24 protein-coding genes are annotated in these 23524 nt (G+C 59.6%); 10 read left to right on the forward strand and 14 right to left on the reverse strand.

Features of this window, described 5'->3' with window-relative positions:
* Window positions 1-70: 70 nt before the first annotated feature.
* The 4 genes from AC13RC_RS10215 to AC13RC_RS10230 all read left to right on the forward strand — a co-directional run bounded on the left by AC13RC_RS10215 (window position 71) and on the right by AC13RC_RS10230 (window position 4872).
* Window positions 71-1489 (forward strand): aminotransferase-like domain-containing protein, encoded by a 1419-nt coding sequence (locus AC13RC_RS10215; protein WP_113332582.1) that lies wholly within the window; start codon window positions 71-73, stop codon window positions 1487-1489.
* Window positions 1490-1714: 225 nt separating this feature from the next.
* The gene (locus tag AC13RC_RS10220) at window positions 1715-2221 is read left to right on the forward strand and encodes an acyloxyacyl hydrolase (RefSeq protein ID WP_233789759.1); all 507 of its coding nucleotides are present in this window, start codon (window positions 1715-1717) and stop codon (window positions 2219-2221) included.
* A gap of 170 nt (window positions 2222-2391) precedes the next feature.
* A complete protein-coding gene (gene purL, locus AC13RC_RS10225) occupies window positions 2392-4623 on the forward strand; it encodes a phosphoribosylformylglycinamidine synthase subunit PurL (RefSeq protein ID WP_488557074.1) in 2232 nt (743 codons plus the stop codon).
* Window positions 4624-4638: 15 nt separating this feature from the next.
* Window positions 4639-4872, forward strand: a complete 234-nt coding sequence (locus tag AC13RC_RS10230; protein WP_004108912.1) for a BolA family protein — start codon at window positions 4639-4641, stop codon at window positions 4870-4872.
* On the opposite strand, the gene AC13RC_RS10235 is transcribed toward AC13RC_RS10230, so the two are convergent.
* Window positions 4858-6057: a hypothetical protein gene (locus tag AC13RC_RS10235; protein ID WP_113389973.1), complete on the reverse strand. Its 1200-nt coding sequence runs from the start codon at window positions 6055-6057 to the stop codon at window positions 4858-4860. The two genes, AC13RC_RS10230 and AC13RC_RS10235, sit on opposite strands and share 15 nt — an antisense overlap.
* Before the next feature lie 219 nt (window positions 6058-6276).
* On the reverse strand, window positions 6277-6579 hold the full coding sequence (locus AC13RC_RS10240) for a hypothetical protein (RefSeq protein WP_113332585.1): 303 nt from the start codon (window positions 6577-6579) through the stop codon (window positions 6277-6279).
* A gap of 386 nt (window positions 6580-6965) precedes the next feature.
* Here AC13RC_RS10240 and grxD point away from each other — a divergent pair, with 386 nt between their 5' ends.
* The 3 genes from grxD to AC13RC_RS10255 all read left to right on the forward strand — a co-directional run bounded on the left by grxD (window position 6966) and on the right by AC13RC_RS10255 (window position 9971).
* The gene (gene grxD, locus AC13RC_RS10245; protein WP_113332586.1) at window positions 6966-7301 is read left to right on the forward strand and encodes a Grx4 family monothiol glutaredoxin; all 336 of its coding nucleotides are present in this window, start codon (window positions 6966-6968) and stop codon (window positions 7299-7301) included.
* A 140-nt stretch (window positions 7302-7441) separates the two neighbouring features.
* Window positions 7442-8674 (forward strand): multidrug effflux MFS transporter, encoded by a 1233-nt coding sequence (locus AC13RC_RS10250; protein WP_113332587.1) that lies wholly within the window; start codon window positions 7442-7444, stop codon window positions 8672-8674.
* A gap of 13 nt (window positions 8675-8687) precedes the next feature.
* A complete protein-coding gene (locus tag AC13RC_RS10255; RefSeq protein ID WP_152092779.1) occupies window positions 8688-9971 on the forward strand; it encodes a multidrug effflux MFS transporter in 1284 nt (427 codons plus the stop codon).
* 18 nt (window positions 9972-9989) lie between these two features.
* Here the strand turns inward: AC13RC_RS10255 and AC13RC_RS10260 are convergent, their stop codons facing one another.
* From AC13RC_RS10260 to rpsD, 6 genes are all read right to left on the reverse strand, one after another.
* Window positions 9990-10919, reverse strand: a complete 930-nt coding sequence (locus AC13RC_RS10260) for an adenylate/guanylate cyclase domain-containing protein (protein WP_488557075.1) — start codon at window positions 10917-10919, stop codon at window positions 9990-9992.
* A gap of 114 nt (window positions 10920-11033) precedes the next feature.
* The gene (locus AC13RC_RS10265; protein ID WP_113332590.1) at window positions 11034-11858 is read right to left on the reverse strand and encodes an inositol monophosphatase family protein; all 825 of its coding nucleotides are present in this window, start codon (window positions 11856-11858) and stop codon (window positions 11034-11036) included.
* A gap of 16 nt (window positions 11859-11874) precedes the next feature.
* Window positions 11875-12702, reverse strand: coding sequence for an inositol monophosphatase family protein (locus AC13RC_RS10270; RefSeq protein WP_488557076.1), 828 nt, complete (start codon window positions 12700-12702; stop codon window positions 11875-11877).
* Between the two features lie 73 nt (window positions 12703-12775).
* Window positions 12776-13663 (reverse strand): tRNA 2-thiocytidine(32) synthetase TtcA, encoded by an 888-nt coding sequence (gene ttcA / locus AC13RC_RS10275; RefSeq protein WP_152096054.1) that lies wholly within the window; start codon window positions 13661-13663, stop codon window positions 12776-12778.
* A 60-nt stretch (window positions 13664-13723) separates the two neighbouring features.
* Window positions 13724-14653, reverse strand: coding sequence for a glutaminase (locus tag AC13RC_RS10280; protein WP_488557077.1), 930 nt, complete (start codon window positions 14651-14653; stop codon window positions 13724-13726).
* Window positions 14654-14724: 71 nt separating this feature from the next.
* Window positions 14725-15342 (reverse strand): 30S ribosomal protein S4, encoded by a 618-nt coding sequence (gene rpsD / locus AC13RC_RS10285; protein WP_069613020.1) that lies wholly within the window; start codon window positions 15340-15342, stop codon window positions 14725-14727.
* A 281-nt stretch (window positions 15343-15623) separates the two neighbouring features.
* Between rpsD and AC13RC_RS10290 the strand changes: the two genes are divergently transcribed.
* The gene (locus AC13RC_RS10290; RefSeq protein WP_069613201.1) at window positions 15624-15851 is read left to right on the forward strand and encodes a CopG family transcriptional regulator; all 228 of its coding nucleotides are present in this window, start codon (window positions 15624-15626) and stop codon (window positions 15849-15851) included.
* Window positions 15848-16288, forward strand: coding sequence for a TA system VapC family ribonuclease toxin (locus tag AC13RC_RS10295; protein WP_488557078.1), 441 nt, complete (start codon window positions 15848-15850; stop codon window positions 16286-16288). The genes AC13RC_RS10290 and AC13RC_RS10295 overlap by 4 nt, the downstream gene beginning before the upstream one ends.
* 8 nt (window positions 16289-16296) lie before the next feature.
* Here the strand turns inward: AC13RC_RS10295 and AC13RC_RS10300 are convergent, their stop codons facing one another.
* The 6 genes from AC13RC_RS10300 to AC13RC_RS10325 form a co-directional block, all read right to left on the reverse strand.
* Window positions 16297-17814: a helicase HerA domain-containing protein gene (locus AC13RC_RS10300; protein WP_488557079.1), complete on the reverse strand. Its 1518-nt coding sequence runs from the start codon at window positions 17812-17814 to the stop codon at window positions 16297-16299.
* A gap of 130 nt (window positions 17815-17944) precedes the next feature.
* Window positions 17945-19090 carry an alpha-hydroxy acid oxidase gene (locus tag AC13RC_RS10305; protein WP_488557080.1) on the reverse strand — a complete coding sequence of 382 codons (1146 nt, stop codon included), beginning with the start codon at window positions 19088-19090 and terminating at the stop codon, window positions 17945-17947.
* Between the two features lie 85 nt (window positions 19091-19175).
* Window positions 19176-19640 (reverse strand): GNAT family N-acetyltransferase, encoded by a 465-nt coding sequence (locus AC13RC_RS10310; RefSeq protein WP_488557081.1) that lies wholly within the window; start codon window positions 19638-19640, stop codon window positions 19176-19178.
* Window positions 19641-19642: 2 nt separating this feature from the next.
* On the reverse strand, window positions 19643-20443 hold the full coding sequence (gene murI, locus AC13RC_RS10315; protein WP_488557082.1) for a glutamate racemase: 801 nt from the start codon (window positions 20441-20443) through the stop codon (window positions 19643-19645).
* Window positions 20424-21266 (reverse strand): RNA methyltransferase, encoded by an 843-nt coding sequence (locus tag AC13RC_RS10320; RefSeq protein WP_113332597.1) that lies wholly within the window; start codon window positions 21264-21266, stop codon window positions 20424-20426. Before AC13RC_RS10320 ends, murI begins: the two co-directional genes overlap by 20 nt.
* Window positions 21267-21442: 176 nt before the next feature.
* Window positions 21443-22048 (reverse strand): hypothetical protein, encoded by a 606-nt coding sequence (locus AC13RC_RS10325; protein ID WP_488557083.1) that lies wholly within the window; start codon window positions 22046-22048, stop codon window positions 21443-21445.
* Window positions 22049-22270: 222 nt separating this feature from the next.
* On the opposite strand from AC13RC_RS10325, the gene AC13RC_RS10330 reads away from it, so the two are divergent.
* A complete protein-coding gene (locus AC13RC_RS10330) occupies window positions 22271-23485 on the forward strand; it encodes an NADP-dependent isocitrate dehydrogenase (RefSeq protein ID WP_113332598.1) in 1215 nt (404 codons plus the stop codon).
* Window positions 23486-23524: the final 39 nt, after the last annotated feature.

Below are 23524 nucleotides of genomic sequence, written 5' to 3' on the forward strand. Positions count from 1 at the left end.
TCGAGCCAAACGATGCAAATTGGCTCATACTCTTGACTCGACGACAGGGACAATCTAAGAAATTGTCATTATGACAAATTGGCTTCCTGACATTTCCAGCGGAACCGGCCCGGTCTATATCCGCGTCGCCGACGCCATCGAACACGCGATTACCCATGGCGTCTTGCCGCCCGGCACCAAGCTGCCGCCGCAGCGCAATCTCGCCTATGATATCGGCGTGACCATCGGCACTGTGAGCAGGGCCTATGCCCTTGTGCATGAACGCGGTCTGGTCGCCGGCGAAGTCGGCCGCGGCACCTATGTGCTAGAGCGCTCGAACGGCAAACAGATCGAACTCGTGGATCCGATCACGCAGGCGCTTGCCGGCACGCGCGGTCTGAACACGCCGGATGCCAAGATCCGCTTCGATACGACCGCCGCTCCCGATATCGGCCAGGGTGTGATCATCGGCAAGCTCTTCGCCGACATCAGCAGTGAGCACCAGACGGAGATCTCCTCCTATTCAAGGAATTTCCCGGCGAGCTGGTTTGAGGCAGGACAGATCTGGCTTGCCCGCAACGGCTGGCAGCCGGCAATCGAGACAATCGTGCCGACGCTCGGCGCCCATGCCGGCGCCATTGCCGTCATTTCGGCCGTTACCTCCCCGGGGGACAAGATCGTCTTCGAGAATCTCACCTATACGCAGATCAGCCGCGCCGCACGCCTGCTCGGACGCCGCACGATCCTGGTGGATTCGGACGAGCATGGCATGATCCCCGAGGATTTCGAGCGCCTGTGTCAGCAGCAGCATCCTCGCCTCGCCTTCCTGATGCCGACAGCCCATAATCCCACCCTGGTGACAATGCCCGAGGCAAGACGCCGCGCGATTGCCGCCATTGCGCGCCGACATAGTGTCTGGCTGATCGAGGACGATCTCTATGGCGGCATGACCGGCGACCAGAACCCGCTTATGGCCACCATTGCGCCGGAGCGAACTTTTGTCGTCAGCAGCCTTTCGAAATCGGTGACCGCTGGCGTGCGCGGTGGCTGGGTCGCCTGCCCGCCGCATTTCGCCCAACGCATCAAAGTCACCCATAAGATGACGACCGGCGGCCTGCCCTTCATTCTTGCCGAAACCTGCGCGCGGCTCGTCCTTGGTGGTCACGCATTGGAATTGCGTCGCAAGGCGGTCGAAGAAATCAAGGCCCGCGAACAGCTGGCGCGCGTGGCATTGGCGGGCTTTGAATTCAATTCGCATCCGCATCTGCCCTTCCTGTGGCTGAAGCTGCCCGAACCCTGGCTGTCAGGCACCTTCAAGAACGCCGCCCTGACCGAGGGTGTGTTGATAGATGACGAAGACGAGTTCAAGGCGGCGCGAATCGAACGGGTTTTCCACAGGGTCCGTGTCGCCTTTTCGTCGCCCCCACAGCGAGAAGATGTTGCGGCCGGCTTCATGACATTACGCAGGTTGTTGGAAAACGGCTCATCGGGATACGATAGTCACATTTAAGCAAGCCTTATCAATTTATCGACGTACATCTTGCGCAAATGCGATTTCGCCGTCTCGACTCTTAGCACGCTACCATTCTATCAATGAAAAATGAGGATTCGCCCGCCACACCAGGGGGAGTGCATGGCTATTGCAAGCTTTTTCAGCAAGCGTTTAGTTTCGAGTTTTCTGGTAATCAGTTCGGTATTTGTTGCAGGTCAATCGGCCGCAACCGCTGCAGATACGGTGGCAGCTACTCCCGCCGCTCCAGTCAAGATTTTCGACGAATTGCGTTTCGGCGCGAGCGGCTCCATCCAGAACGGCAACGAGCATGAAAGCGGTGTCTTCCCGGATGTCCAGGTACTTTTCAATCCGTTCGGCTATAATCCGACAGCAGATTGGAAGGATCAGCTGACGCATCCGCGTATCCACGTAGGCACATCGATCGGCACGTCAGGCTCCGCGACGCAGGTCTATGGTGGCCTTTCCTGGACGCTAACCCATAGCAACGGCATCTTCACCGAACTCGGCTTCGGCGGCACGGTGCACACGGGTAACTTGGACGACTGGCGAGAGCACGGTCCGATGCTCGGCTGCCGTCTGCTCTTCCACGAATATGCCGGCCTCGGTTATAATTTCGACAGCCATTGGAACGTAATGGCGCAGATCGCGCACTCCTCGCATGCCAATCTTTGCGATGGGCCCAATGGCGGCATGACGCGCGCCGGTATCATGGTTGGCTATAAATTCTAACCGCGCGAGGCGGTCTCCTATGGCCGCGCGCTTGATTTTCGTTGCATCTACGCCGGCGTGTTGTGAACGCCGGTGATTTTCCTGTCGCACGACAGGGAGACTTGCGCTAAAGAGACCCCGATCCCTGACCGGTCTTCAAATCCTTTACAGGCAAGGACACTCGAGCGCCCATGACCATTTCCAATTCGATCCAGATCACCCCCGAACTGATTGCTGCTCACGGCCTCAAGCCGGATGAATATCAGCGCATCCTGGATCTGATCGGCCGCGAGCCTTCCTTCACCGAGCTTGGCATCTTCTCCGCCATGTGGAACGAGCACTGCTCGTACAAATCCTCCAAAAAGTGGCTCCGCACTCTGCCGACCAAGGGACCGCGCGTCATTCAGGGCCCGGGCGAGAATGCCGGCGTGGTCGACATCGACGATGGCGATTGCGTCGTCTTCAAGATGGAGAGCCACAACCACCCCTCCTATATCGAACCCTATCAGGGTGCTGCGACCGGCGTCGGCGGCATTCTGCGCGACGTCTTCACCATGGGCGCCCGGCCGGTTGCTGCCATGAACGCCCTGCGCTTTGGCGAGCCGGATCATCCGAAGACCCGCCACCTCGTCTCCGGCGTCGTTGCCGGCGTTGGTGGCTATGGTAATTCCTTCGGCGTTCCGACTGTGGGCGGCGAAGTCGAGTTCGATGCGCGCTATAACGGCAATATCCTGGTCAACGCCTTCGCGGCGGGCCTCGCCAAGTCGAACGCCATCTTCCTGTCTGAAGCCAAGGGCGTCGGCCTGCCGGTCGTCTATCTCGGCGCCAAGACCGGTCGCGATGGCGTCGGCGGCGCGACCATGGCGTCGGCTGAATTCGACGAATCGATCGAAGAAAAGCGTCCGACCGTTCAGGTCGGCGATCCCTTCACCGAAAAGTGCCTGCTGGAAGCCTGCCTGGAACTGATGCAGACGGGCGCCGTCATCGCCATCCAGGACATGGGTGCCGCCGGCCTCACCTGCTCCGCCGTCGAAATGGGCGCCAAGGGCGACCTTGGCATCGAGCTCGATCTCGACAAGGTGCCGGTGCGCGAAGAGCGGATGACGGCCTATGAAATGATGCTGTCGGAAAGCCAGGAGCGCATGCTCATGGTGCTGCAGCCGGAAAAGGAAGCCATCGCCAAGGCGATCTTCGTCAAGTGGGGCCTGGATTTCGCGATCGTCGGCAAGACGACGGACGACCTGCGCTTCCGGGTCATCCATCATGGCGAGGAAGTCGCCAACCTGCCGATCAAGGATCTCGGCGACCAGGCCCCGGAATATGATCGGCCGTGGCGCGAGTCAGACAAGCGCGCCGCCCTGCCGGCCGACCTCGTTGCCGCGCCGGAAGACTACGCGCAGGCTCTGCTGAAACTCGTTGGCTCCGCCAACCAGTCCAGCCGCCGCTGGGTCTACGAGCAGTACGATACGCTGATCCAGGGTAACTCTCTGCAGCTTCCCGGCGGCGACGCCGGCGTCGTCCGCGTCGAAGGCCATCCGACCAAGGCTCTCGCTTTCTCGTCCGACGTCACACCGCGTTATGTCGAAGCCGATCCGTTCGAAGGCGGCAAGCAGGCCGTCGCCGAATGCTGGCGCAACATTACGGCAACCGGCGCCGAGCCGCTGGCTGCGACCGACAACCTGAACTTCGGCAATCCGGAAAAGCCTGAGATCATGGGCCAGTTCGTCGGCGCCATCAAAGGCATCGGCGAAGCCTGCCGCGCGCTGGATTTCCCGATCGTCTCCGGCAATGTCTCGCTTTACAACGAAACCAATGGCGTCGCGATCCTGCCGACCCCGACCATCGCCGGCGTCGGTCTCCTTCCGGACTGGAAAGCGATGGCCCGCATCGGCTCAGCCTCCGAAGGCGACCGCGTGCTGATGATCGGCCTCGACGGCAGCCATCTCGGCTCGTCGATCTATCTTCGCGATATCGTCGGCTCGACGGATGGCCCTGCTCCGGAAGTCGATCTCTTTGCCGAACGCCGCAACGGCGATTTTGTGCGCTCCGCCATCCGCAACGGTCAGGTCACCGCCTGTCACGACATCTCGTCCGGCGGTCTGGCGCTCGCTCTGGCGGAAATGGCGATGGCTTCAGGCAAGGGCCTGCGGATCGATCTTGGCGAATGCAAGACATTGCCGCATGCAGCCCTGTTCGGCGAGGATCAGGCCCGTTACGTCATCGCCGTTCCGGCCGATGTCGCCGATTTCGTCTGCATCAACGCGGAAAGCGCCGGCGTACCCTTCCGTCGCCTTGGTACGGTTGGCGGTGACGCACTCGTCGTCGATGGGCTGTTAACGCTTCCGGTTGAACAGTTGCGCGAGGCGCATGAATCGTGGTTTCCTGCTTTCATGGACGGCGGCGCGCTCGCTGCCGCGGAATAAATCGAGGTACCACTCATGCCCATGAACCCCGGCGATATCGAAGACATGATCAAGGCCGGCATTCCCGGCGCCAAGGTGACGATTCGCGACCTGGCCGGGGATGGCGATCACTATGCTGCGGAAGTTGTCGCGGAAGCCTTCCGCGGCAAGAGCCGCGTGCAGCAGCACCAGATGGTCTATGATGCCCTGAAAGGCAATATGGGCGGCGTGCTGCACGCCCTTGCGCTGCAGACGTCAGCGCCCGACTGAGAGCGCCTGCGCCTCTTCGCCGGAGTTGAAGCTCAGCTCCGGCAATCTCTTCGGTGAGAATTCAGCGAAATCCGAGGCCGGCAGTGGACCGGCCGTTATCAGCGTGAAATCGAAAAACGCCTTCACATCGGGGCCGAGCACATATTGCCGGTGAACCCGCAGGAAATCGCGCTTGATCTTCTTGTAATGCGTCTCCGACAGCATCTGCTTGAAACGTATGAACAGGATCGAAGCCTGCCGGGCATCCTCGTGCCCGCAAACGGCGGCAACCTTTGTCTTATAAAAATGGATCGCATCGGTCAGACAGTGAACGTCGAGCCAGAAGATGTCCTTGCAGCGTGCGATCAATCCCACGCGTGAGCGCAGCACCTTTGCCGGCCGCATGAGGGCGCATTGCAGGATGGCACTGCCAAGCGTCGTAAATACCACGCGCTTGCCCAGCAGCAGCTCCGGCTCGCGCTCAAGCAACAGGCCGACCACGTGAGCTGCCACGGACGAGCCCATGCTATGCGAGGAGATGACGAATTCTTCGACGTCGGGCTCATCCAAGGCTTGCCGGACGCTGACGGCGCTCGCTTCCAGCCATTGTTCTGCGCCTATTCCGTTCAGCCCCGCCATCGCGACTGCCATTTCCCAGTCGGAGAAAAGATGCAGAGTATGCAACTTCTCGGCCTGCGGCAGGAAGACATAGACGAAGAAGGCGACCGCGAGCGCGATACTGCCGATATGGCTCCAGGCCGGCAATCCTAACAGGATTGGCGTAAACGCAATCGACAGGCTGAGAACAAGGCCTGCGAGCATCAGCAGAAAGGGAAAGATGAAGAACAGGCCGAAGCGCCATGCATGACGGAAATAGCCGGCCATGCCGCCCGAAATGGCAACCCTTGCGGCAGCGAGATAGCCCTGGATGAGCCGCGTAAAGAACGGCCTGCCGTTCAGGACGGCAACCAGATCGTTATGATCGACGATATGAATGCGGCTTTGGGTATGCCAATCCGCAGCCGTCGCCGTGACATCAAAATACGGTGCCCTGCCAAAATTCTTCAATTCTCCCACCGAGGCGGAAAAATCCCAGGTGGCGGCGCTCTGCCGGGCGGAACGCTCATAACGAGCCCGATGTGCGGCAGCATTCAGCGGCTCGAAGCCAGGGAAGTGGAGAACCACCCTCTTCTTGATAGAATTCATATTGTAGTCTGTCCCCGGGGCGCCAGTAGTACTGATGAAATTTGAAAATCAGCCAAGACCATGGCCTGCTGGCTTTTTCATGGCAGACCGCAACAAATCGTCCAAAAACAAAAAGATAGGGTCAAACGCTTATAATCGCGTCAGCCCGCATGACGGATGCACGATCGTCCTCAGCCGGCTTTTTCGCTATGCCGAGGGTAAAATCCGAATTCCGGCATATCAGCATTCCCGGCGCGGATATGGAGAGATATCGGCACAGGAGTCCAGCGACGGCGCAGTTATTACTTTCTCGGCGACCGGCGGCGTGGTCGATTGCGGCGTCGGTGCGGTCGAGGCCCGGTAACCGAAAGCGATGCTCAGAATGAGCACGATGGCACTGACGGTCACGGTACTGTTCAGAATCGATGCTCGTGGCGTGCGCACATGCTCGTAATATTCCCGCTCGCCTTCGCTCGTATCTTCAGAGCTATAAAATTCCCGCTCTTCACCAACCTGCCCTTCGGAATAGTGATGGTGGCTCATGGAGTCCGCTCCCTCAAGAAATATGCGAATGCAATGCCGACAGGGACCGATACGCGCCAAATCGCATCAATCGGCAAACTCTAACAAACATACCGATGGTTTGTAAATTAGGTAGCATACTAATATTCATCGTCCCTTGATTTCAAATTCATGTGTGTTGTTCAGGGCTGGAGTTGAAGGGGTGATTTCAAAACGCACTGTTCAGAAAAGGCAGTCAATCGACACCTTTTGAACGTTCCTGTTAACGACTGATGCCGGAAATCTATTCATGCGATGAAAAAGACGGCACCTACGTTTTGCCGCTGGAAATCAAGCCGGGCGCTTGCTATTTAAGGGACAGATGTAACGCTGCGGACCTTGACCCCGCATGTGAAAGGAACTGGACAATGAGCGGCATTCAGGAATTCATCGCCAACGAAGTTAAGAACAACGACGTCGTTCTCTTCATGAAAGGCACCCCCCAGTTCCCGCAGTGTGGTTTCTCCGGCCAGGTGGTCCAGATTCTCGACTATATCGGCGTCGATTATAAGGGCATCAATGTCCTGGCCGACGCTGAAATCCGTCAGGGCATCAAGGACTATTCCAACTGGCCAACCATTCCGCAGCTTTACGTAAAGGGCGAATTCATCGGCGGTTGTGACATCGTGCGCGAAATGTTCCAGGCGGGCGAATTGCAGCACCACCTTCAGGAACACGGCATCAGCGTTCGCGGCGCCGCCTGACCGGGCACCGGGCTCCCCGTCCGGTTTCCATAGTTCAATTTGATCGATAAGGCGCTGCCTCCGGGCGGCGCCCTTGATATGTTTATGGGAATAAAACCGTGACGACTTCATCCCAGGCCATGTCCCATGGGCAACTGCCCATGGGCAAACGTGAGTTCATCGCACTCGCGGCCTTCCTGATGGCGATTAACTCACTCGCAATCGACATCATGCTTCCCGCGCTGCAGCAGATCGGTTCCAGCCTCGGCGTGATGAACGAAAACCATCGGCAATATGTGGTAACAGCCTATTTGATCGGCTTCGGCTCGGCCCAGCTTATCTATGGCCCCTTGTCGGATCGCTTCGGCCGCCGCATGCCACTCTTGATCGGCATCACCATCTACGTGATTTCGGCGTTCGGCATCGCCCTCATCCCGTCTTTCGCCGGTCTGCTGGCGCTCCGCTTCATTCAGGGCCTCGGCTCGGCAGCCACCCGCGTCATCACCGTCTCCATCGTCCGCGACGTGTTCGGCGGCCGCCTGATGGCCGAGGTGATGTCGCTCATCATGATGGTTTTCATGATCGTTCCGGTCATCGCGCCGGGAAGCGGCCAGATCATCCTGCTGGTCAGCACCTGGCACATGATCTTCGTCTTCATCGGCGCCATGGCAACCCTCGTCGGTCTCTGGATGTATTTCCGGCTTCCGGAGACGCTTAAGCCTGAAAATATCCGCCCCTTGACCGTCAGATCGGTTGCCGCCGGCTTCAAGATCGTTCTGACGGACCGGGTAGCACTCTGTTACACCTTGGCGAGCACGTTCCTGTTCGGCGCGCTGTTCGGCTTCATCAATTCCGCCCAGCAGATCTACAACAACATCTACGGCCTTGGCGTCTATACGCCGCTGGCATTCGGCGGCGTGGCGGCGTTCATGGCCCTGTCGTCTTTCGTCAACTCCCAGTTCGTCGGCCGGTTTGGCATGCGCCGGCTGTCGCACACGGCCTTGCTCGGCTTTGTCGCCATCACCTTCTGTTGGCTGCTGGTGCAGCTTTACGGGCCATCACCGATGCCGTTCCCTCTGTTCATGGTCTTTTTCGCACTGGCCATGTTCCAATTCGGCTGGATCGGTTCCAACTTCAACTCTCTGGCGATGGAACCCCTCGGCCACGTCGCCGGCACGGCATCCTCCGTTCTCGGCTTTATGAGCACGGTCGGCGGCGCATCGATCGGCGCCTGCATCGGGCAGTTCTATAACGGCACGGCGACACCGATGGTCATCGGCTATTTCACCGTTTCTCTCATCGGCGTCGTCTTCGTGCTGATTGCCGAAAAGGGAAAGCTGTTCCGCCCGCACAATGCGCCGCCTCCGGCCGACCAGTCTCTCGCTTTACATTGACAGGCATATTCGAATGACAACCCCGCCTCAGTCTCAGCAGCCGGCGCAGTCCGGCTCCAGCCGCATCGGCCTCGGCATCGTGGAATTCATCCTCACGATCGCCCTGATGACGGCGAGCATTTCGATGGGCATCGACAGCATGCTGCCGGCACTGCCGAATATCGGCCAGTCGCTTCATGTCGCCAATCCGAATGACACCCAGCTCGTTATCGGCGTCTATTTCCTCGGTTTCGGCATCTGTCAGCTTTTCTTCGGCAGCTTGTCGGACACCTATGGCCGACGGTACATCCTGCTCGGCGGTCTGGCCTTCTATACGGTGACCCTATTTGCCGCAGCCTGGAGTGGCAGCCTGTTTGCCTTGCTGGCAATGCGTTTTGCGCAGGGCGTCGGCGCTGCGGCCGTGCGCATCACCACGCTCGCCATCGTCCGCGATTGCTTCGGCGGTCGCGAAATGGCCCGCGTGATGTCCTATATCATGATCGTCTTCATGATTATGCCGATGGTTGCGCCGTTCGTCGGCCAGATGATCGTTGCCTATTCGAACTGGCAGTGGATTTTCATTCTGCTCGGCATCGTCAGCGCCGGCCTTTTCTTGGTTGCCTTCTTCCGCATGAAGGAGACGCTGCCCGTTGAAGAGCGCCTGCCGCTCTCGGTCACTTCCGTGCTGTCCGGTTTCAAGACAGTGCTGACCAACCGCATCACCTGCGGCTACATGATCGGCCTGACGCTCTACACCGGCATCATATGCGCCTACGTCGTTTCGGTGCAGCAGGTCTTCGGCGAAGTTTACGGGCTTGGAGACACGTTTCCAATCGCCTTTGCGGCAACGGCAGCCGGCACCGCCGTCGCACAGTTCGCTAATGGCTATTTCGTCCGCAGCTTCGGCATGCGCCGCATTTCCCACGCTGCCATGATCCTTTTCACCGTTTTAGGCGCCATCGGCTACATCGTCGGCATGTTCGGCCAGCCGAGCTTTACCTTCATCTATGTCCTGATCTCGGTGATGCTGATGATGTTTGCAGTGATCACCACCAATTGCATGGCGATAAGCCTCGAGCCGATGGGACACCTCGCAGGTACGGCGGCCGCCATCACCAGCTCGATCTCCACGACGGTCGGCGTCCTGCTCGGCGGCATCGTCGGCCAGATGTTCGACGGCACGGCACAGCCGCTGCTTGCCGGCTTCACGGTGTTTGGCGCGCTGTCGATCGTCGCGACGCTATGGGCGGAACGCGGCAAGCTCTTCACCCATCCCGGCGATGCGCCGGCGCTGGAACCGGGCATGGGGCACGTTTGAGCGACGTGCCTCCCTTCCCTAGGCGCCGCTGCGTGGCCGGCTGACCCAGCGTAGCGCAGCGGCGATCGCAAGCCCGAAGAGCGGCCACATCGCCCAAGGTGTTCCATGCCAGGTGAAAAGGTTGATGGCAACGATTCCGATGCCGGTAATCACAAGGCTGGCAATCGCCATATCGATCTGTCTGTTGCTGCGGACGTAGCGGAACGCCGCACCCCATAGAATCGCGAGTATGGGCCATTTCGCCCAGAATTCGCCCTGCCAGGTCAGCCCATTGATGATGGCGAGAGCGACGCAGATGATGACGACGCCACCATAATTCCGCCGCCAGTCTTGCGGAAGGGGTTCCCGCATCGCCGGCTCGGGCACCCGCGCGGGAGTGGGCTCTGGGGCGGAACGATAATCCGACATGGTATCGACGACCTGGACGCCGCCGATCCTCACAGCGTAGCTTGGCACGCCGCCTTCGATGTTCTTGACCTCGAGCTGCCCGAGAAAATCGAAACCGACCGCCACCTTATTGCGGACCTGATCGTAAACCGTGTTGGAAATGACAATTCCACCCGGAGCGGCGCGCGACTGCAGCCGGGCGGCAATATTGACGCCGTCGCCATAAAGGTCATCACCATCCGCGATCACATCGCCGAGATTGAGCCCGATGCGGAACAGCATCTGCTTGTCGGGGTCAGTCACGGCATTGTAACCGGCAAGTTCGTTTTGCGTATCGATCGCAGCGCGCACGGCTTCGACGACACTTGGAAACTCGGCAAAGACGCCATCGCCCCAGGTATTGATGACCCGGCCGCCATGCGCTTCGATCAGCCGTTTCATCGCATCGCGGTAACGACGAAGAGTGGATAACGTCCCCTCCTCGTCCTTCCCCATAAGGCGCGTATAATCCTGCACATCGGCGCAGAAAATGGTGGTCAGCTTGCGGCTCGTCTCGGACATCTGTCTCATCCCCGCGGCAAGCGCCGACCAAGGCTCTTGCCTGTTGAAGCAAAGATAGCCCCGCCGCAGTGACTTTCCAAGGGCCTCGCGGACTATCCTCGCGCGTGACTCACCTTAAAGAGTGAAGACCTCGCGCCGCAGCAGCTCCCAGGTATCCTTGTCCGCCGCGACCAGCAGCCCGCCATCGAGGTGATGCGGCAGATAGGGCGAACCATCGAAACGGCGGACATATGCGCCGGATTCGGCCGAGATCAGCGATCCCGCCAGATGATCCCAAGGCATCAGCTTGTTGTACATGAGATAGTGCACATAGCCGCCAGCGAGCGTGCGGTACTCATGCGCAGCGCAGCGATAGCAGGTCGTGTAGCGCACCTTGGCAAGATTGCCCATGATTTCGGCGCGCTTTTCCTTCGGCAGGAAGCCGGTAGCCGCCATGCCGACCAGCTCTTCCAGCGGGACGGAAGGAGCAACGTTGAGACGCAGCGTCTCGCCATCCGGACGGCGTAGCCATGCGCCGCTGCCGCGCTCCGCAAGCACCCAGTCATCACCCATCGGATCGAAGATAATACCGGCAACGGTCTCGCCCTTCGACACGACCGAGGCCATGACGCCGAAAGCCGGAATGCCGGCGGCAAAATTGAACGTGCCATCGACGGGATCGACAATGATTGCGAGATCGGCATCCTGCAGCTTCTTCAGTAGCGACGGGTCGGCCGCAACCGATTCCTCGCCGATGAACAACGCTTCGGGCCAGAGCCGGGCAACTTCTGCCTTGATCATGCGCTCAGCCCGTTCGTCGGCTTCCGTCACCAGATCCGTCGCCTCGCTCTTGGCGCGGACATCATCGCTGCCGAGCCTGCGAAAGCGCGGCAGGATCTCCGTCTGCGCCGCGCGGCGCAGCACATGAGCGAGCGTGGTAACGTCAACGAGCGATGTCATGCTTTTTCCTTTCGCGTCAGGCGCCGATGATCTCGCGGCGGATCATCCGCCAGCTTTCCTCGTCAGGCGCAGAAATGATGCCGCCGATCGTTTCGCCGGGCTTATGGGGCGTACCATCGAATTTGGCGGTATAGCCGCCCGCCTCCTGATGCGCCAGCACGCCGGCCAGATGATCCCAGGGCATCAATTTGGAATGGCCGATGAAATGCCACTTGCCAGACGCCACCATCCAATATTCGTAAGCTGAGCAATTCACTGAGAAAACCATGCGGGTCTTCGATAGATTGGCGTTGATCCGCGACCGGTCGGGCTCATCCATATGCCCCCAGGATATTGCGCCCGTCATAGCAGTCAAAGGGGCAGGTGCGGCAACGGCAAGCCGCCTCGCCTCCCCGGTTTGCCGGCGCAGGAAAGTGCCGCCGCCCTTCATGGCAGTCACGGTGTCACCCAGCACGGGATCGTGGATAATGCTGCCGATCGTCTCGCCATTGGCAATGACGGCGACGATCGTTCCGAAGACCGGCAGTCCGGCCGCGAAATTGAAGGTGCCATCCACCGGATCGATTGTAAAAGCCAATTCCGCATGCGCCAGCGCCGGCACGACGGACTTATCCGCCTCATAGGCCTCTTCGCCGACGATCAAAGCGCTTGGAAACCGTGCCTTCAGCGCCGTGGTAATATGGCGTTCGGCCAGAAGGTCGGCCTCGGTTACAAGATCGATAGCCGAGGTTTTCTCCGATATATCGTCGGCATCCAGATTGCGGAAGCGCGGCATGATCTCCTTTGCCGCCGCTGCAGCAACGGTCGTCATCACATAGTCGAAATCCGCATCGGAGAAGGTCATCGGAAGCCTCTGTTTTGAAAGGGCTTCCTCTTATGCCCGATTCGATGACATCGGTGTGGCAAAAGCGCCGAATTTACGCCGGATCGCTCGAAGAGCCCTGCGTCATCAACCCTGCAAAATCGAACAGCTTGGGATCGAGCAGGTGCGACGGATTTACATGCGCCAGAGCGCGCAGCATCGTGTCCTTACGGCCCGGCATCCGCCGTTCGATATCGGCGAGCATGTCCTTCATGGCATTGCGCTGCAGCCCATCCTGCGAGCCGCAGAGATCGCAGGGAATGATCGGAAATTGCATGGCCGCAGCAAACTTGGCGAGATCGTCCTCTGCCGCATAGGCGAGCGGGCGCAGCAGCATGAGGTCGCCTTCGTCGTTGAGCAGCTTTGCCGGCATCGAAGCCAAGCGACCGCCGTGGAAGAAGTTCATGAAGAAGGTCTCGAGAATATCCTCGCGGTGATGGCCAAGCACCAGCGCATCGCAACCTTCCTCGCGGGCGATGCGATAAAGATTGCCGCGGCGCAGGCGGGAACAGAGCGAGCAATAGGTTGCCCCCTCCGGCACCTTCTCCTTCACGATCGAATAGGTGTCGCGATACTCGATGCGATGCGTGACGCCGATTTTCGTGAGGTATTCGGGCAGGATATGCTTCGGGAAATTCGGCTGCCCCTGATCGAGATTACAGGCGATCAGCTCCACCGGCAGCAAGCCTCGCCATTTCAGATCAAGGAGCAGCGCCAGCAAACCGTAGGAATCCTTGCCGCCGGAAAGGCCGACCAGCCAGCGCTTCTGGCCCTTCAGCATCTGGAAGTCTTCCATTGCCTGGCGCACCTGCCGCAACAGGCGCTTGCGAAGCTTGTTGAAGGAGACCGAACGCGGCGCATCGAAAAACATCGGATGGACGGCAGAACCGCCATCGTCAGCCTCGATATCGATGTCGTCTTTCACCATGGTCGCGATATTCATTCCGCCATTCCTTGCATCTCGCCACGCTGATAGCAGAAAGCGGAACGAGAAGACACCGCATCAATCGCCGAATACCGACCAGCCGGTGCGCGCCGCCAGCATCTCCAGCGCAACAGCGCCGAGCTGCGAATTGCCGACCTTGTTCAAGCCCGGCGACCAGACGGCGATCGAGCCAATGCCCGGCGCTACAGCCAGAATGCCGCCGCCGACGCCGCTCTTGCCCGGCAGGCCGACATGATAGGCAAAATCTCCAGAGCCATCATAATGGCCGCAGGTCAGCATCAGCGCATTGATACGCCGCGCCCGCTTCGGCGAAACGACGGAATGCCCGGTGATCGGATTGCTGCCGCGCGCAGCGAGATAGAGCCCCGCCTTGGCAAGCTGCTGGCAGCTCATCGACAGCGCGCATTGATGGAAATAGACGCCGAGCACATGCTCGACCGGATGGTGGATATTGCCATAGGCCCGCATGAAATTGGCAAGAGCAAAATTGCGATACCCAGTCTGGGTTTCCGAACGCGCGACCTTGTCATCGATGCTGATCGTCTCGTCGTCAGCCACATAGCGGACGAAGCGCAGCAGCTCGCCGATGGCCTCGCGCGGTTCGTGGCCGGCCAGCACGACATCGCTGACGGCGATGGCACCCGCATTGACGAAGGGATTGCGCGGTATTCCCTCTTCGCGCTCCAGTTGGACGATGGAGTTGAAAGCCGTGCCGGACGGTTCGCGCCCTACCCGATTCCACAAGCTCTCGCCGACCTTGCCCAACGCCAGGGTCAGCATGAAGACTTTGGAGATACTCTGGATGGAGAAAGGAACGCCAGCGTCGCCGATGCTATAGACATCGCCGTCGACCGTCGCGATTGCCATCCCGAACTGATTCGGATCGACCTTTGCCAGCTCGGGAATGTAATCGGCGACCTTGCCTTCGCCGATGCGCGGCGAAAGCTCCGCATGAATGCCGTCGAGAATGGCCTGCAAATCCGTCATGAGGCGCTCCAAAGACAAAAAAGCCGCTCGAACCGAGCGGCTTTTCATTCATCAAGAAAGTTATCCGCTTATTAACGCGAATAGAATTCGACGACCAGATGCGGTTCCATGACGACGGCGTACGGTACGTCGCCGAGAGCCGGAACGCGAGCAAAGGTCGCAACCATCTTGTTGTGATCGACTTCGATGTAGTCCGGAACGTCGCGCTCAGCCAGAGCAACCGATTCGAGAACGGTTACGAGCTGCTTGGACTTTTCGCGAACTTCGATAACGTCGCCGGCCTTGCAGCGGTACGAACCGATGTTGACGCGAACGCCGTTAACGGTGACGTGGCCATGGTTGACGAACTGACGGGCTGCGAAGACGGTCGGAACGAACTTGGCGCGGTAGACGATCGCGTCGAGGCGCGATTCGAGCAGACCGATCAGGTTTTCCGAAGTGTCGCCCTTGCGGCGGTTGGCTTCGTCGAAGATGGCACGGAACTGCTTTTCACGCAGGTCGCCGTAGTAGCCCTTCAGCTTCTGCTTGGCGCGCAGCTGCACGCCGAAATCCGAAAGCTTGCCCTTGCGGCGCTGGCCATGCTGGCCCGGGCCGTATTCGCGGCGGTTTACCGGGGACTTCGGACGGCCCCAGATGTTCTCGCCCATACGGCGGTCAATTTTATACTTGGACGATTCGCGCTTGCTCATCGCATTTCCTTTCAAGTGTTATGGCGGCCCGTTGCCGAACCGCGAAGGAAACACGCCCTCCTCTGAACTCCGTTTTCGAGCTCTGACAGGCCTCTCACATTAGCGAACGGACGAGGCCACGGGACATGTCAAATGAAACACCGGACATTTCTGCCCGGCGTTGGCGCGGTCTGTAAGGGGTCGTCATGAAAATGTCAACAGCCCGCGCGGTTGCTGTTGAGAATGAAGCAACAAATGCTATATTTGATGCGTGATGACTGATGCTCGATCAAGGTGCAATGATGCGAACAACCCTTGCAATTGATGACGACGTACTTGCCGCGGCAAAGGCGATGGCAGAGCAGCAGCACCGCAGCATCGGTGATGTCATTTCCGACCTTGCTCGCCGATCGCTAAACCGCTCACAGCCGGCAAAGGAGCGGAATGGTATTCCGTTGCTCACGCCCAAGACGGGCAATCCCCCTGTTACGCTCGATCTTGTCAACAAACTTCGTGACGAGCTTCCGTGACATTTCTGTTGGACGTCAATGTTCTGATCGCTTTATTCGATCCGAGCCATGTATCGCATGATGTCGCCCATGAGTGGTTTCACTCCCTAGGCGGCGACAGTTGGGCAACGTGCCCGTTAACGGAAAATGGCGTTATCCGAATTCTCAGTCAGCCGAGCTATCCCAACTCGCCCGGTCCACCATCGACGGCCGCACTTCTTGTTGCCCAGCTTCGCCGTTTGCCCGGTCACCAGTTCTGGGCCGACGATATCAGTCTGCTGGACGATACTTTGGTGGATTCGACACGCATTCTGACTCCTGGACAGATCACCGACACCTATCTGTTGGCATTGGCGAAATTCCATGGAGGCCAACTGGCAACGCTCGACCGGCGCCTATCGACTTCAGCCGTTAGAGACGGCAAAGCCGCACTCCATATCATCAGCAGCAACGCGTAACCCGGTAGCTATTCCGCCGCCGCCTGCTCGCCACCGTCCAGATCGGGCGCATTGGCATCGCCCGGCGCGGTCTGCGAGCCCATGTCCGGAAAGGCGACGATACGCTTGCCCGAGAAATCCGTATGGACGACGACGCTGCCCTGCTCCTCGAAATAGCTGAGGAGACGCCGTGCACGGCGGGCCGAATGCGTGCCGTAGGCGCGGGCGATGCGGGCGTCGGACGGGCATGGCTCGCCGCTGATGGCGGCTTTCGCTAGCATCAGGAACACACCCTGCAAGTCATCGGTGACGCTGGAGGAGAGCGAGAGCGCGGTCGCCCATTGGTCCGTCGCCATGACCTCTTCGTCCGCACCGGAACGGACGATCGCCACACGGCGGCGGAACTCTGACAGGCTCATCGGCGCGCCGGGAACGCGACGCATGCGCAAACGAACGAGAAACTCCTGATAGAGCACCGAATCCGTGCGGAAGCCGGAGGCCGGGTCGTCAAGGATTTCGCAGAGCACGGCGCTCACCCTCGCCTCGCGATCCTCGCTCGATAATTCCGGCTGGCTGACCTTCGGCTCCGAAGGTGCCGGGCTTGCCGCCGGCACGGAGCGGGAAAGCTCTGCCAGAATATCGGTCGTCGGACGCGGCGCCGGTGTGGTACGGCGAACAACGGGACGTGTGAACTCTTCCGGATCCGGCGTGAAGATCAGATCTTCGACATCCTGCGGTGCATCCGGCAGCGGCATCAGCTTGGGGCTGGAGGAGCGCGCCGAGGTTTCCACCGCGCCTATGGTGATCGGCAGGGGCCGACGGGAAAGTGCCGGTCCGAGGGCGACGAAATTGCCGCGCTTCAGGTCGCGGAACATTTCCGCCTGCCTGCGATCCATGCCGAGAAGGTCGGCCGCGCGAGCCATGTCGATATCGAGGAAAGTACGGCCCATCAGGAAGTTGGAGGCTTCCGCTGCAACGTTCTTGGCAAGCTTCGCAAGCCGCTGCGTCGCGATGACGCCGGCAAGGCCGCGCTTTCGGCCGCGGCACATCAGGTTGGTCATGGCGCCGAGCGACATCTTGCGCGCATCTTCCGAGACATCGCCGCCGACCGAAGGCGCAAACATCTGCGCTTCGTCGACCACAACAAGCACCGGATACCAGAATTCGCGATCGGCATCGAACATGCCATTCAGGAAGGCTGCGGCAGCGCGCATCTGCTGCTCGATATCGAGCCCCTCCAGTGTCAGCACGCAGGAAACGCGATGCTGGCGGATACGGTTGGCTATACCGGCAAGCTCGGCTTCCGTACGCTCGCCGTCGACGACCACATGACCAAACTTGTCGGCCAGCGTTACGAAATCGCCTTCGGGATCGATGATGACCTGCTGCACCCATTGCGCCGACTGTTCCAGCAGCCGCCGCAGGAGGTGCGATTTTCCGGAGCCGGAATTGCCCTGCACCAGGAGACGCGTCGCCAGCAGCTCCTCGATATCGAGCTGGGCGCTGGTCCCGCCGGACGCCGTTCCCATGTCGATGCCGACTTGCAATGCACTTCCCCTATGAGCAAGAATCAAATGTGGATGCATCCCATCTTTCTGAAAGGACGCGCCTCCGTCTAGCAAAGATTTCCAAGCTTCGCGCCCGTGGATTGAAAAAACCCACAGGCGATTGCGAGACCTACCTGAAGCGCAGGTTCGCGCGCGAAAGCTGGCTGACCGACGTGCAGCCCATCAGCTTCATGTCGCGCTCGACTTCCGTGCGCAGATGCCTGAGCGCCCGCTCCACGCCCGCCTGACCGGCAGCGGCCAGCGGATAGAGATAGAAGCGGCCGAGGCCAACGGCCTTGGCGCCGAGCGACAGAGCCTTCAGCACATGCGTGCCGCGCTGGATACCGCCATCCATCATCACATCGATGCGATGGCCGACGGCATCGACGATCTCCGCCAGCTGGTCGAATGCCGAGCGCGAGCCATCCAGCTGCCGGCCGCCATGGTTCGACAGCACGATGCCGGTACATCCGATATCGACGGCACGCTTGGCGTCCTCGACCGACATGATGCCTTTCAGGCAGAACTGCCCGTTCCAGTGCTTCACCATCTCGGCGACGTCGTTCCAATTCATCGACGGATCGAGCATCTCGGTGAAATACTTGCCGATCGACATGGCGCCGCCACTCATGTCGACATGCTCGTCCAGCTGAGGCAGGCGGAATTTCTCGTGGGTCACGTAGTTCAGCGCCCAAGCGGGCTTGATGGCGAATTGGGTGATCCCGGCCAGATTGAGCTTGAAAGGAATGGAAAACCCAGTGCGAAGATCGCGCTCGCGATTGCCGCCGGTAATGCTGTCGACAGTCAGCATCATCACGTTGACGCCGGCTTCCTTCGCCCGCTCCATCATTGCCCGATTCAGGCCACGATCCCTGTGGAAATAGAACTGGTAGACCTGCGGTCCCGCATGCTTCTTGCGGATTTCCTCAAGACTGACGGTGCCGAGTGAGGAGACGCCGAACATGGTGCCGAGCGAAGAGGCGGCGGCTGCAACCGCATTCTCGCCCTGATGATGGAAGAGCCGCTGCAGCGCCGTCGGCGAGCAATAGAAGGGCGTCGCAAGCTTTTGTCCCATGACGGTGACAGACATGTCGATCTCGCTGACCCCGCGGAGAACGTTGGGCACGAGATCGCAGCTTTCGAAGCTCGTCGTGTTCCGCCGGAGCGTCACTTCGTCGTCGGCAGCACCATCGATATAGTTGAAGATCGGACCGGGAAGACGCTTCTTCGCGAGAAGGCGAAAATCATGGAAGTTATGGCACTCACGCAGACGCATAGCTTGCCCCGACAACACTGCAATCAATCTCAAAAGACATCAAATATCGCCCTCCCAATATTCCGCCACTCAGCCCAATCCTGTATTACAACCGGTGCAAGCGTGCCTCCCACTTGTAAAGCACATCCGGCTCCTTTTCCTCATTGCCTGCCCCATCCGACTCGTCAACCACGAAGAAGCCGTGCTTCTCGTAAAAGCGGCGCGCCGACTCATTTCTCTGGAACGTCCAGAGCGAGAGCTGCGGATAGGCCGACTTGGCGATATCGAGAAGCCGGCTGCCGATGCCGCGCCCTTGCGCCTCAGGCAACACGTAGAGTTGGTCGATCCAATCCTCGAGGAAGGCGATGACGCCGACGAGACGACCGCCCTCTTCCGCACCCCAGATTTGGCAATCTTTGAAAACGACAGCACTCCAGAAGCCAACATCTTCTTCGGGCGTATGAAGCCCCGCAAGCGTCGGCAGCCTTTCGTTGAAGGAAGCGCGATGGACAGCGGCAGCCGTCGGCATATCCGCGAGATCGAGTTTTCGCAGCGAAACCTTGTCTTTCATGATCAAGCCTTGAGCCCAAAGCCCTGCATAAGCCGGCGGGTGGGGAAATCGGGTGCCCCAGAGGTAAACACCGCGAAGTCGAAATTGTCGGGATGCACAGCATCGGCCACCTGCGGCACCAGGCTGCGCGCGCGCCTTGCGATCGCTTCCGCAGGATCGAGCCAATCGACCGGCCAGGGCGCAAGCCTGCGGAAGGTATTGGCCATGAAAGGATAATGCGTGCAGGCAAGCACCACGATATCGGTCTTGCGGTCATCCATCTCGACGAAGCACTGCTCGATCTCTGCCATGACGGCCTCGTCGCTGACGACATCGCCACGAATATAGGCTTCCGCCAGGCGTGCCAGATTTTCCGATCCGACAAGCCGGACATGACATTGCGTGGCGAAGGACTGGATCAGGTCGCGCGTGTAGGCGCGCTTGACGGTGCCTGGTGTCGCCAGCACCGAAACGAGGCCTGAACGCGTGCGCTCTGCAGCTGGCTTGATCGCCGGCACGGTACCCACGAACGTCATCTGCGGAAAGGCGGCACGAAGAGCGGCACCGGCCAGCGTGAACGCCGTGTTGCAGGCGATGATGCAGACTTCCGGATCATATTGCACGAGCAGCTGTGCGAAGAGATCGACGATGCGCTCCTTCAGCGCCGCTTCTTCCCAACTGCCATAGGGAAATGCGGCATCGTCGGCGATATAGATGAAACCCCGCTCCGGCATCAGCACGCGTGCTTCGCGCAGCACCGTCAAACCGCCGATCCCTGAATCGAAAACGAGTATTGGTTTCAGCTCATTCGCCGCTGCTGTCATCGCTTGGAGCTTCCTTCGGTGCTTTCGAGGATCGGGGATGCGAGCCACTGCCGCGCGGGGACTTCCGCGAGAAGCGGTCAAGAGACGAGATCACCCCGCGCAAGACGCTGATTTCCTGTTCAGTGAAGGCCCGGCGCGAGAGGACGGCCCGGAGATTGTCGACCATTTTCGGCTTTTTCCCGGCAGGATGGAAATAATTGCGCGCATCCAGCGCTTCTTCGAGCTGGTCGAACAGACCGAAAAGCTGCTCCTTCGTCGAAGGCCGCTGTTCGATAGCCTGGAAAGGCACATCGCCGAGATCCTCCATGCCCGATTTCATCCATTCATAAGACATCAACAGCACGGCCTGCGCGATGTTCAAAGAAGCGAAGGCGGGATTGACGGGAAATGTCACGATCTCGTCGGCCAGCGCCACTTCCTCATTCGTCAGGCCCCAGCGCTCCCTGCCGAAAAGAATGCCCGTCCCCTCGCCCGCCTTGAATTTGGTACGGAGCGTTTCGGCCGCAATGACAGGCGAGCGCACCGGCTTGTAACCATCCCGCTCCCGCGCGGTTGTCGCATAGACGAAATTGAGATCAGCGATCGCCTGCTCCAGCGTCTCGTAGACCTTTGTCGCTTCGATAATATGATCCGCCTTGGAGGCAGTCGCCTGTGCCCTCTCGTTTGGCCAGCCATCGCGAGGATTGACGAGGCGCAACTCAGCAAGGCCGAAATTCGCCATGGCGCGCGCCACCATACCGATATTCTCGCCCATCTGCGGCTCGACCAGAATGATGGCCGGCCCTTCGGCCAGAAGTTGACGCTCGCTGTTCGTGCCTGCCATGATGCCTAAATCTCCGCGCGCGAACTCGATCGCGCCAATTCGAGCATGGTGCCGAAAAGTGTTAGCGGTTTTCGGGCGACATCATGCTCAATGTCTTGATTCCGGTGTCGCAATAGCGAGACGCCAGCCGATCGGCAAGGTTTTTGCGCTTGAATGGCAGAACGAATCCCGCCCGATTATTCCGGATTGACCGGCTTCTTCTGATCCGACGGCTGCTGCGTCTGGTCTGCCGGCTGCTGCTGCTGCTGTTTGACAAGATCCACCATCACGCTCTTGAGCGAGCTCGGATTGCCGTTGTCGTCGTTGGTGACGATATCGTCCACCACGGGCCTGCCACCCTCTTCGATGACCTCGAAACGAACCGTGGTCACCTTCTGATAATCGGCGTCGGAGCCCATGCAGGTCGATTTCTTGAAGGTCGCCAGCACCTCAGTCACATTGTTCTTCGACGGCTGCGCGGCAATCTTCACGTCCTCCAGCGGACACGCATCCTGCGCATTGACAATGACATCGTAGTCGAAGGGCGAGATACCATCCTCGTCGGCGGCGGGAAATTGCGCCGCCGCCTGGTATTTCGCTCCAAAATCCTTGCTATAGATATCCTTGAGTTTGTCCTCGCCGAAAATATCCTGCCAATCGCTGTCGCCGCCCGCCCAGTTGGAGACGGTCGCGTCCATGATGGCCTTCACGGGCGTCGTCGCATCGGCCGCGAGCGCCGTATGCGCGCCAAGCGAGAACTGAAAAAGCGTGAAGGCAAGTGCGGAGGCGGCAAATTTCTGCATGATTTGATTCCGTGGCAGCAGGCAAAACATGCGCGACATTAGACCCATGGATCGCTTTGGCAATGGCCGGACTGCAAAAAGCGGGTGATGTCACGAATGATCAAAAACGCGATGCCGAAGGCTCTATCGGCTTTGCGTTCCGCACTTGCGGTGCTATAGCCCTCGGGACTTCATATTACCCACAGGACCATCGGGTCCCATCAGCTTAAACGAGGCAGAAGCATGAAGAAGATCAAGGTCGCAAATCCCGTTGCCGATCTCGATGGCGACGAAATGACTCGCATCATCTGGCAGCTCATCAAAGAAAAACTGATCTTCCCCTACCTCGACATCGATATCGACTACTATGACCTCTCGGTCGAAAACCGCGACGCCACCAACGACCAGGTGACCGTTGACGCCGCCAACGCCATCAAGAAATACGGCGTCGGCATCAAGTGCGCCACGATCACGCCGGACGAAGCCCGCGTGAAGGAATTCAACCTCAAGGAAATGTGGAAGAGCCCGAACGGCACGATCCGCAACATTCTCGGCGGCGTCATCTTCCGCGAGCCGATCATCTGCAAGAACGTTCCGCGCCTGGTTCCGGGCTGGACGCAGCCGATCGTCGTTGGCCGTCACGCTTTCGGCGACCAGTACCGCGCCACCGACTTCAAGTTCCCCGGCAAGGGCAAGCTGACCATCAAATTCGTTGGCGAAGACGGCACGATCATCGAGAAGGAAGTCTTCAACGCTCCGGGCGCCGGCGTTGCCATGGCCATGTACAACCTCGACGAGTCGATCCGCGAATTCGCCCGCGCCTCTATGATGTACGGCCTGATGCGCAAGTGGCCGGTCTACCTCTCGACCAAGAACACCATTCTCAAGGCCTATGACGGCCGCTTCAAGGACATCTTCGAAGAAGTCTACCAGAACGAGTTCAAGGCTCAGTTCGACGAAGCCGGCATCACCTACGAGCACCGCCTGATCGACGACATGGTGGCCTCCGCCCTGAAATGGTCCGGCGGCTACGTCTGGGCCTGCAAGAACTATGACGGCGACGTCCAGTCCGACACCGTTGCCCAGGGCTTCGGCTCGCTTGGCCTGATGACCTCCGTTCTGCTCACGCCGGACGGCAAGACGGTCGAAGCCGAAGCCGCACACGGCACGGTGACACGTCACTACCGCCAGCACCAGAAGGGTCAGGAAACCTCGACGAACTCGATCGCCTCGATCTTCGCCTGGACCCGCGGCCTCGCTCATCGCGCCAAGCTCGACGACAATGCCGAACTCGCGAAGTTCGCTTCCACGCTGGAAAAGGTTTGCGTCGACACGGTTGAAGCCGGCTACATGACCAAGGACCTGGCGCTGCTGATCGGTCCCGATCAGCCTTGGCTTTCGACCACCGCTTTCCTCGACAAGATCGACGAAAACCTCAAGAAGGCCATGGCTGCCTAAGCCTTGCCGACATAAGCAGATATAGGAACCCGGCCTCAG

It is taken from the genome of Martinezella sp. CNPSo 3890 (assembly GCF_057784455.1).

What these genes read in the sequence shown, in the direction of transcription:
- AC13RC_RS10270 (WP_488557076.1), bottom strand. Translation starts at nt 12,702, where the DNA reads ATGACCTTCTCCGATGCGGATTTCGACTATGTGATGACGACCGTTGCT.
- AC13RC_RS10325 (WP_488557083.1), bottom strand. Translation starts at nt 22,048, where the DNA reads ATGCAGAAATTTGCCGCCTCCGCACTTGCCTTCACGCTTTTTCAGTTC.
- purL (WP_488557074.1), top strand. Translation starts at nt 2,392, where the DNA reads ATGACCATTTCCAATTCGATCCAGATCACCCCCGAACTGATTGCTGCT.
- AC13RC_RS10250 (WP_113332587.1), top strand. Translation starts at nt 7,442, where the DNA reads ATGGGCAAACGTGAGTTCATCGCACTCGCGGCCTTCCTGATGGCGATT.
- AC13RC_RS10240 (WP_113332585.1), bottom strand. Translation starts at nt 6,579, where the DNA reads ATGAGCCACCATCACTATTCCGAAGGGCAGGTTGGTGAAGAGCGGGAA.
- AC13RC_RS10330 (WP_113332598.1), top strand. Translation starts at nt 22,271, where the DNA reads ATGAAGAAGATCAAGGTCGCAAATCCCGTTGCCGATCTCGATGGCGAC.
- AC13RC_RS10215 (WP_113332582.1), top strand. Translation starts at nt 71, where the DNA reads ATGACAAATTGGCTTCCTGACATTTCCAGCGGAACCGGCCCGGTCTAT.
- AC13RC_RS10310 (WP_488557081.1), bottom strand. Translation starts at nt 19,640, where the DNA reads ATGAAAGACAAGGTTTCGCTGCGAAAACTCGATCTCGCGGATATGCCG.
- rpsD (WP_069613020.1), bottom strand. Translation starts at nt 15,342, where the DNA reads ATGAGCAAGCGCGAATCGTCCAAGTATAAAATTGACCGCCGTATGGGC.
- AC13RC_RS10235 (WP_113389973.1), bottom strand. Translation starts at nt 6,057, where the DNA reads ATGAATTCTATCAAGAAGAGGGTGGTTCTCCACTTCCCTGGCTTCGAG.
- AC13RC_RS10265 (WP_113332590.1), bottom strand. Translation starts at nt 11,858, where the DNA reads ATGACATCGCTCGTTGACGTTACCACGCTCGCTCATGTGCTGCGCCGC.
- ttcA (WP_152096054.1), bottom strand. Translation starts at nt 13,663, where the DNA reads ATGAATATCGCGACCATGGTGAAAGACGACATCGATATCGAGGCTGAC.
- AC13RC_RS10280 (WP_488557077.1), bottom strand. Translation starts at nt 14,653, where the DNA reads ATGACGGATTTGCAGGCCATTCTCGACGGCATTCATGCGGAGCTTTCG.
- AC13RC_RS10320 (WP_113332597.1), bottom strand. Translation starts at nt 21,266, where the DNA reads ATGGCAGGCACGAACAGCGAGCGTCAACTTCTGGCCGAAGGGCCGGCC.
- AC13RC_RS10260 (WP_488557075.1), bottom strand. Translation starts at nt 10,919, where the DNA reads ATGTCCGAGACGAGCCGCAAGCTGACCACCATTTTCTGCGCCGATGTG.
- AC13RC_RS10305 (WP_488557080.1), bottom strand. Translation starts at nt 19,090, where the DNA reads ATGCGTCTGCGTGAGTGCCATAACTTCCATGATTTTCGCCTTCTCGCG.
- AC13RC_RS10230 (WP_004108912.1), top strand. Translation starts at nt 4,639, where the DNA reads ATGCCCATGAACCCCGGCGATATCGAAGACATGATCAAGGCCGGCATT.
- AC13RC_RS10290 (WP_069613201.1), top strand. Translation starts at nt 15,624, where the DNA reads ATGCGAACAACCCTTGCAATTGATGACGACGTACTTGCCGCGGCAAAG.
- murI (WP_488557082.1), bottom strand. Translation starts at nt 20,443, where the DNA reads ATGACAGCAGCGGCGAATGAGCTGAAACCAATACTCGTTTTCGATTCA.
- AC13RC_RS10255 (WP_152092779.1), top strand. Translation starts at nt 8,688, where the DNA reads ATGACAACCCCGCCTCAGTCTCAGCAGCCGGCGCAGTCCGGCTCCAGC.
- grxD (WP_113332586.1), top strand. Translation starts at nt 6,966, where the DNA reads ATGAGCGGCATTCAGGAATTCATCGCCAACGAAGTTAAGAACAACGAC.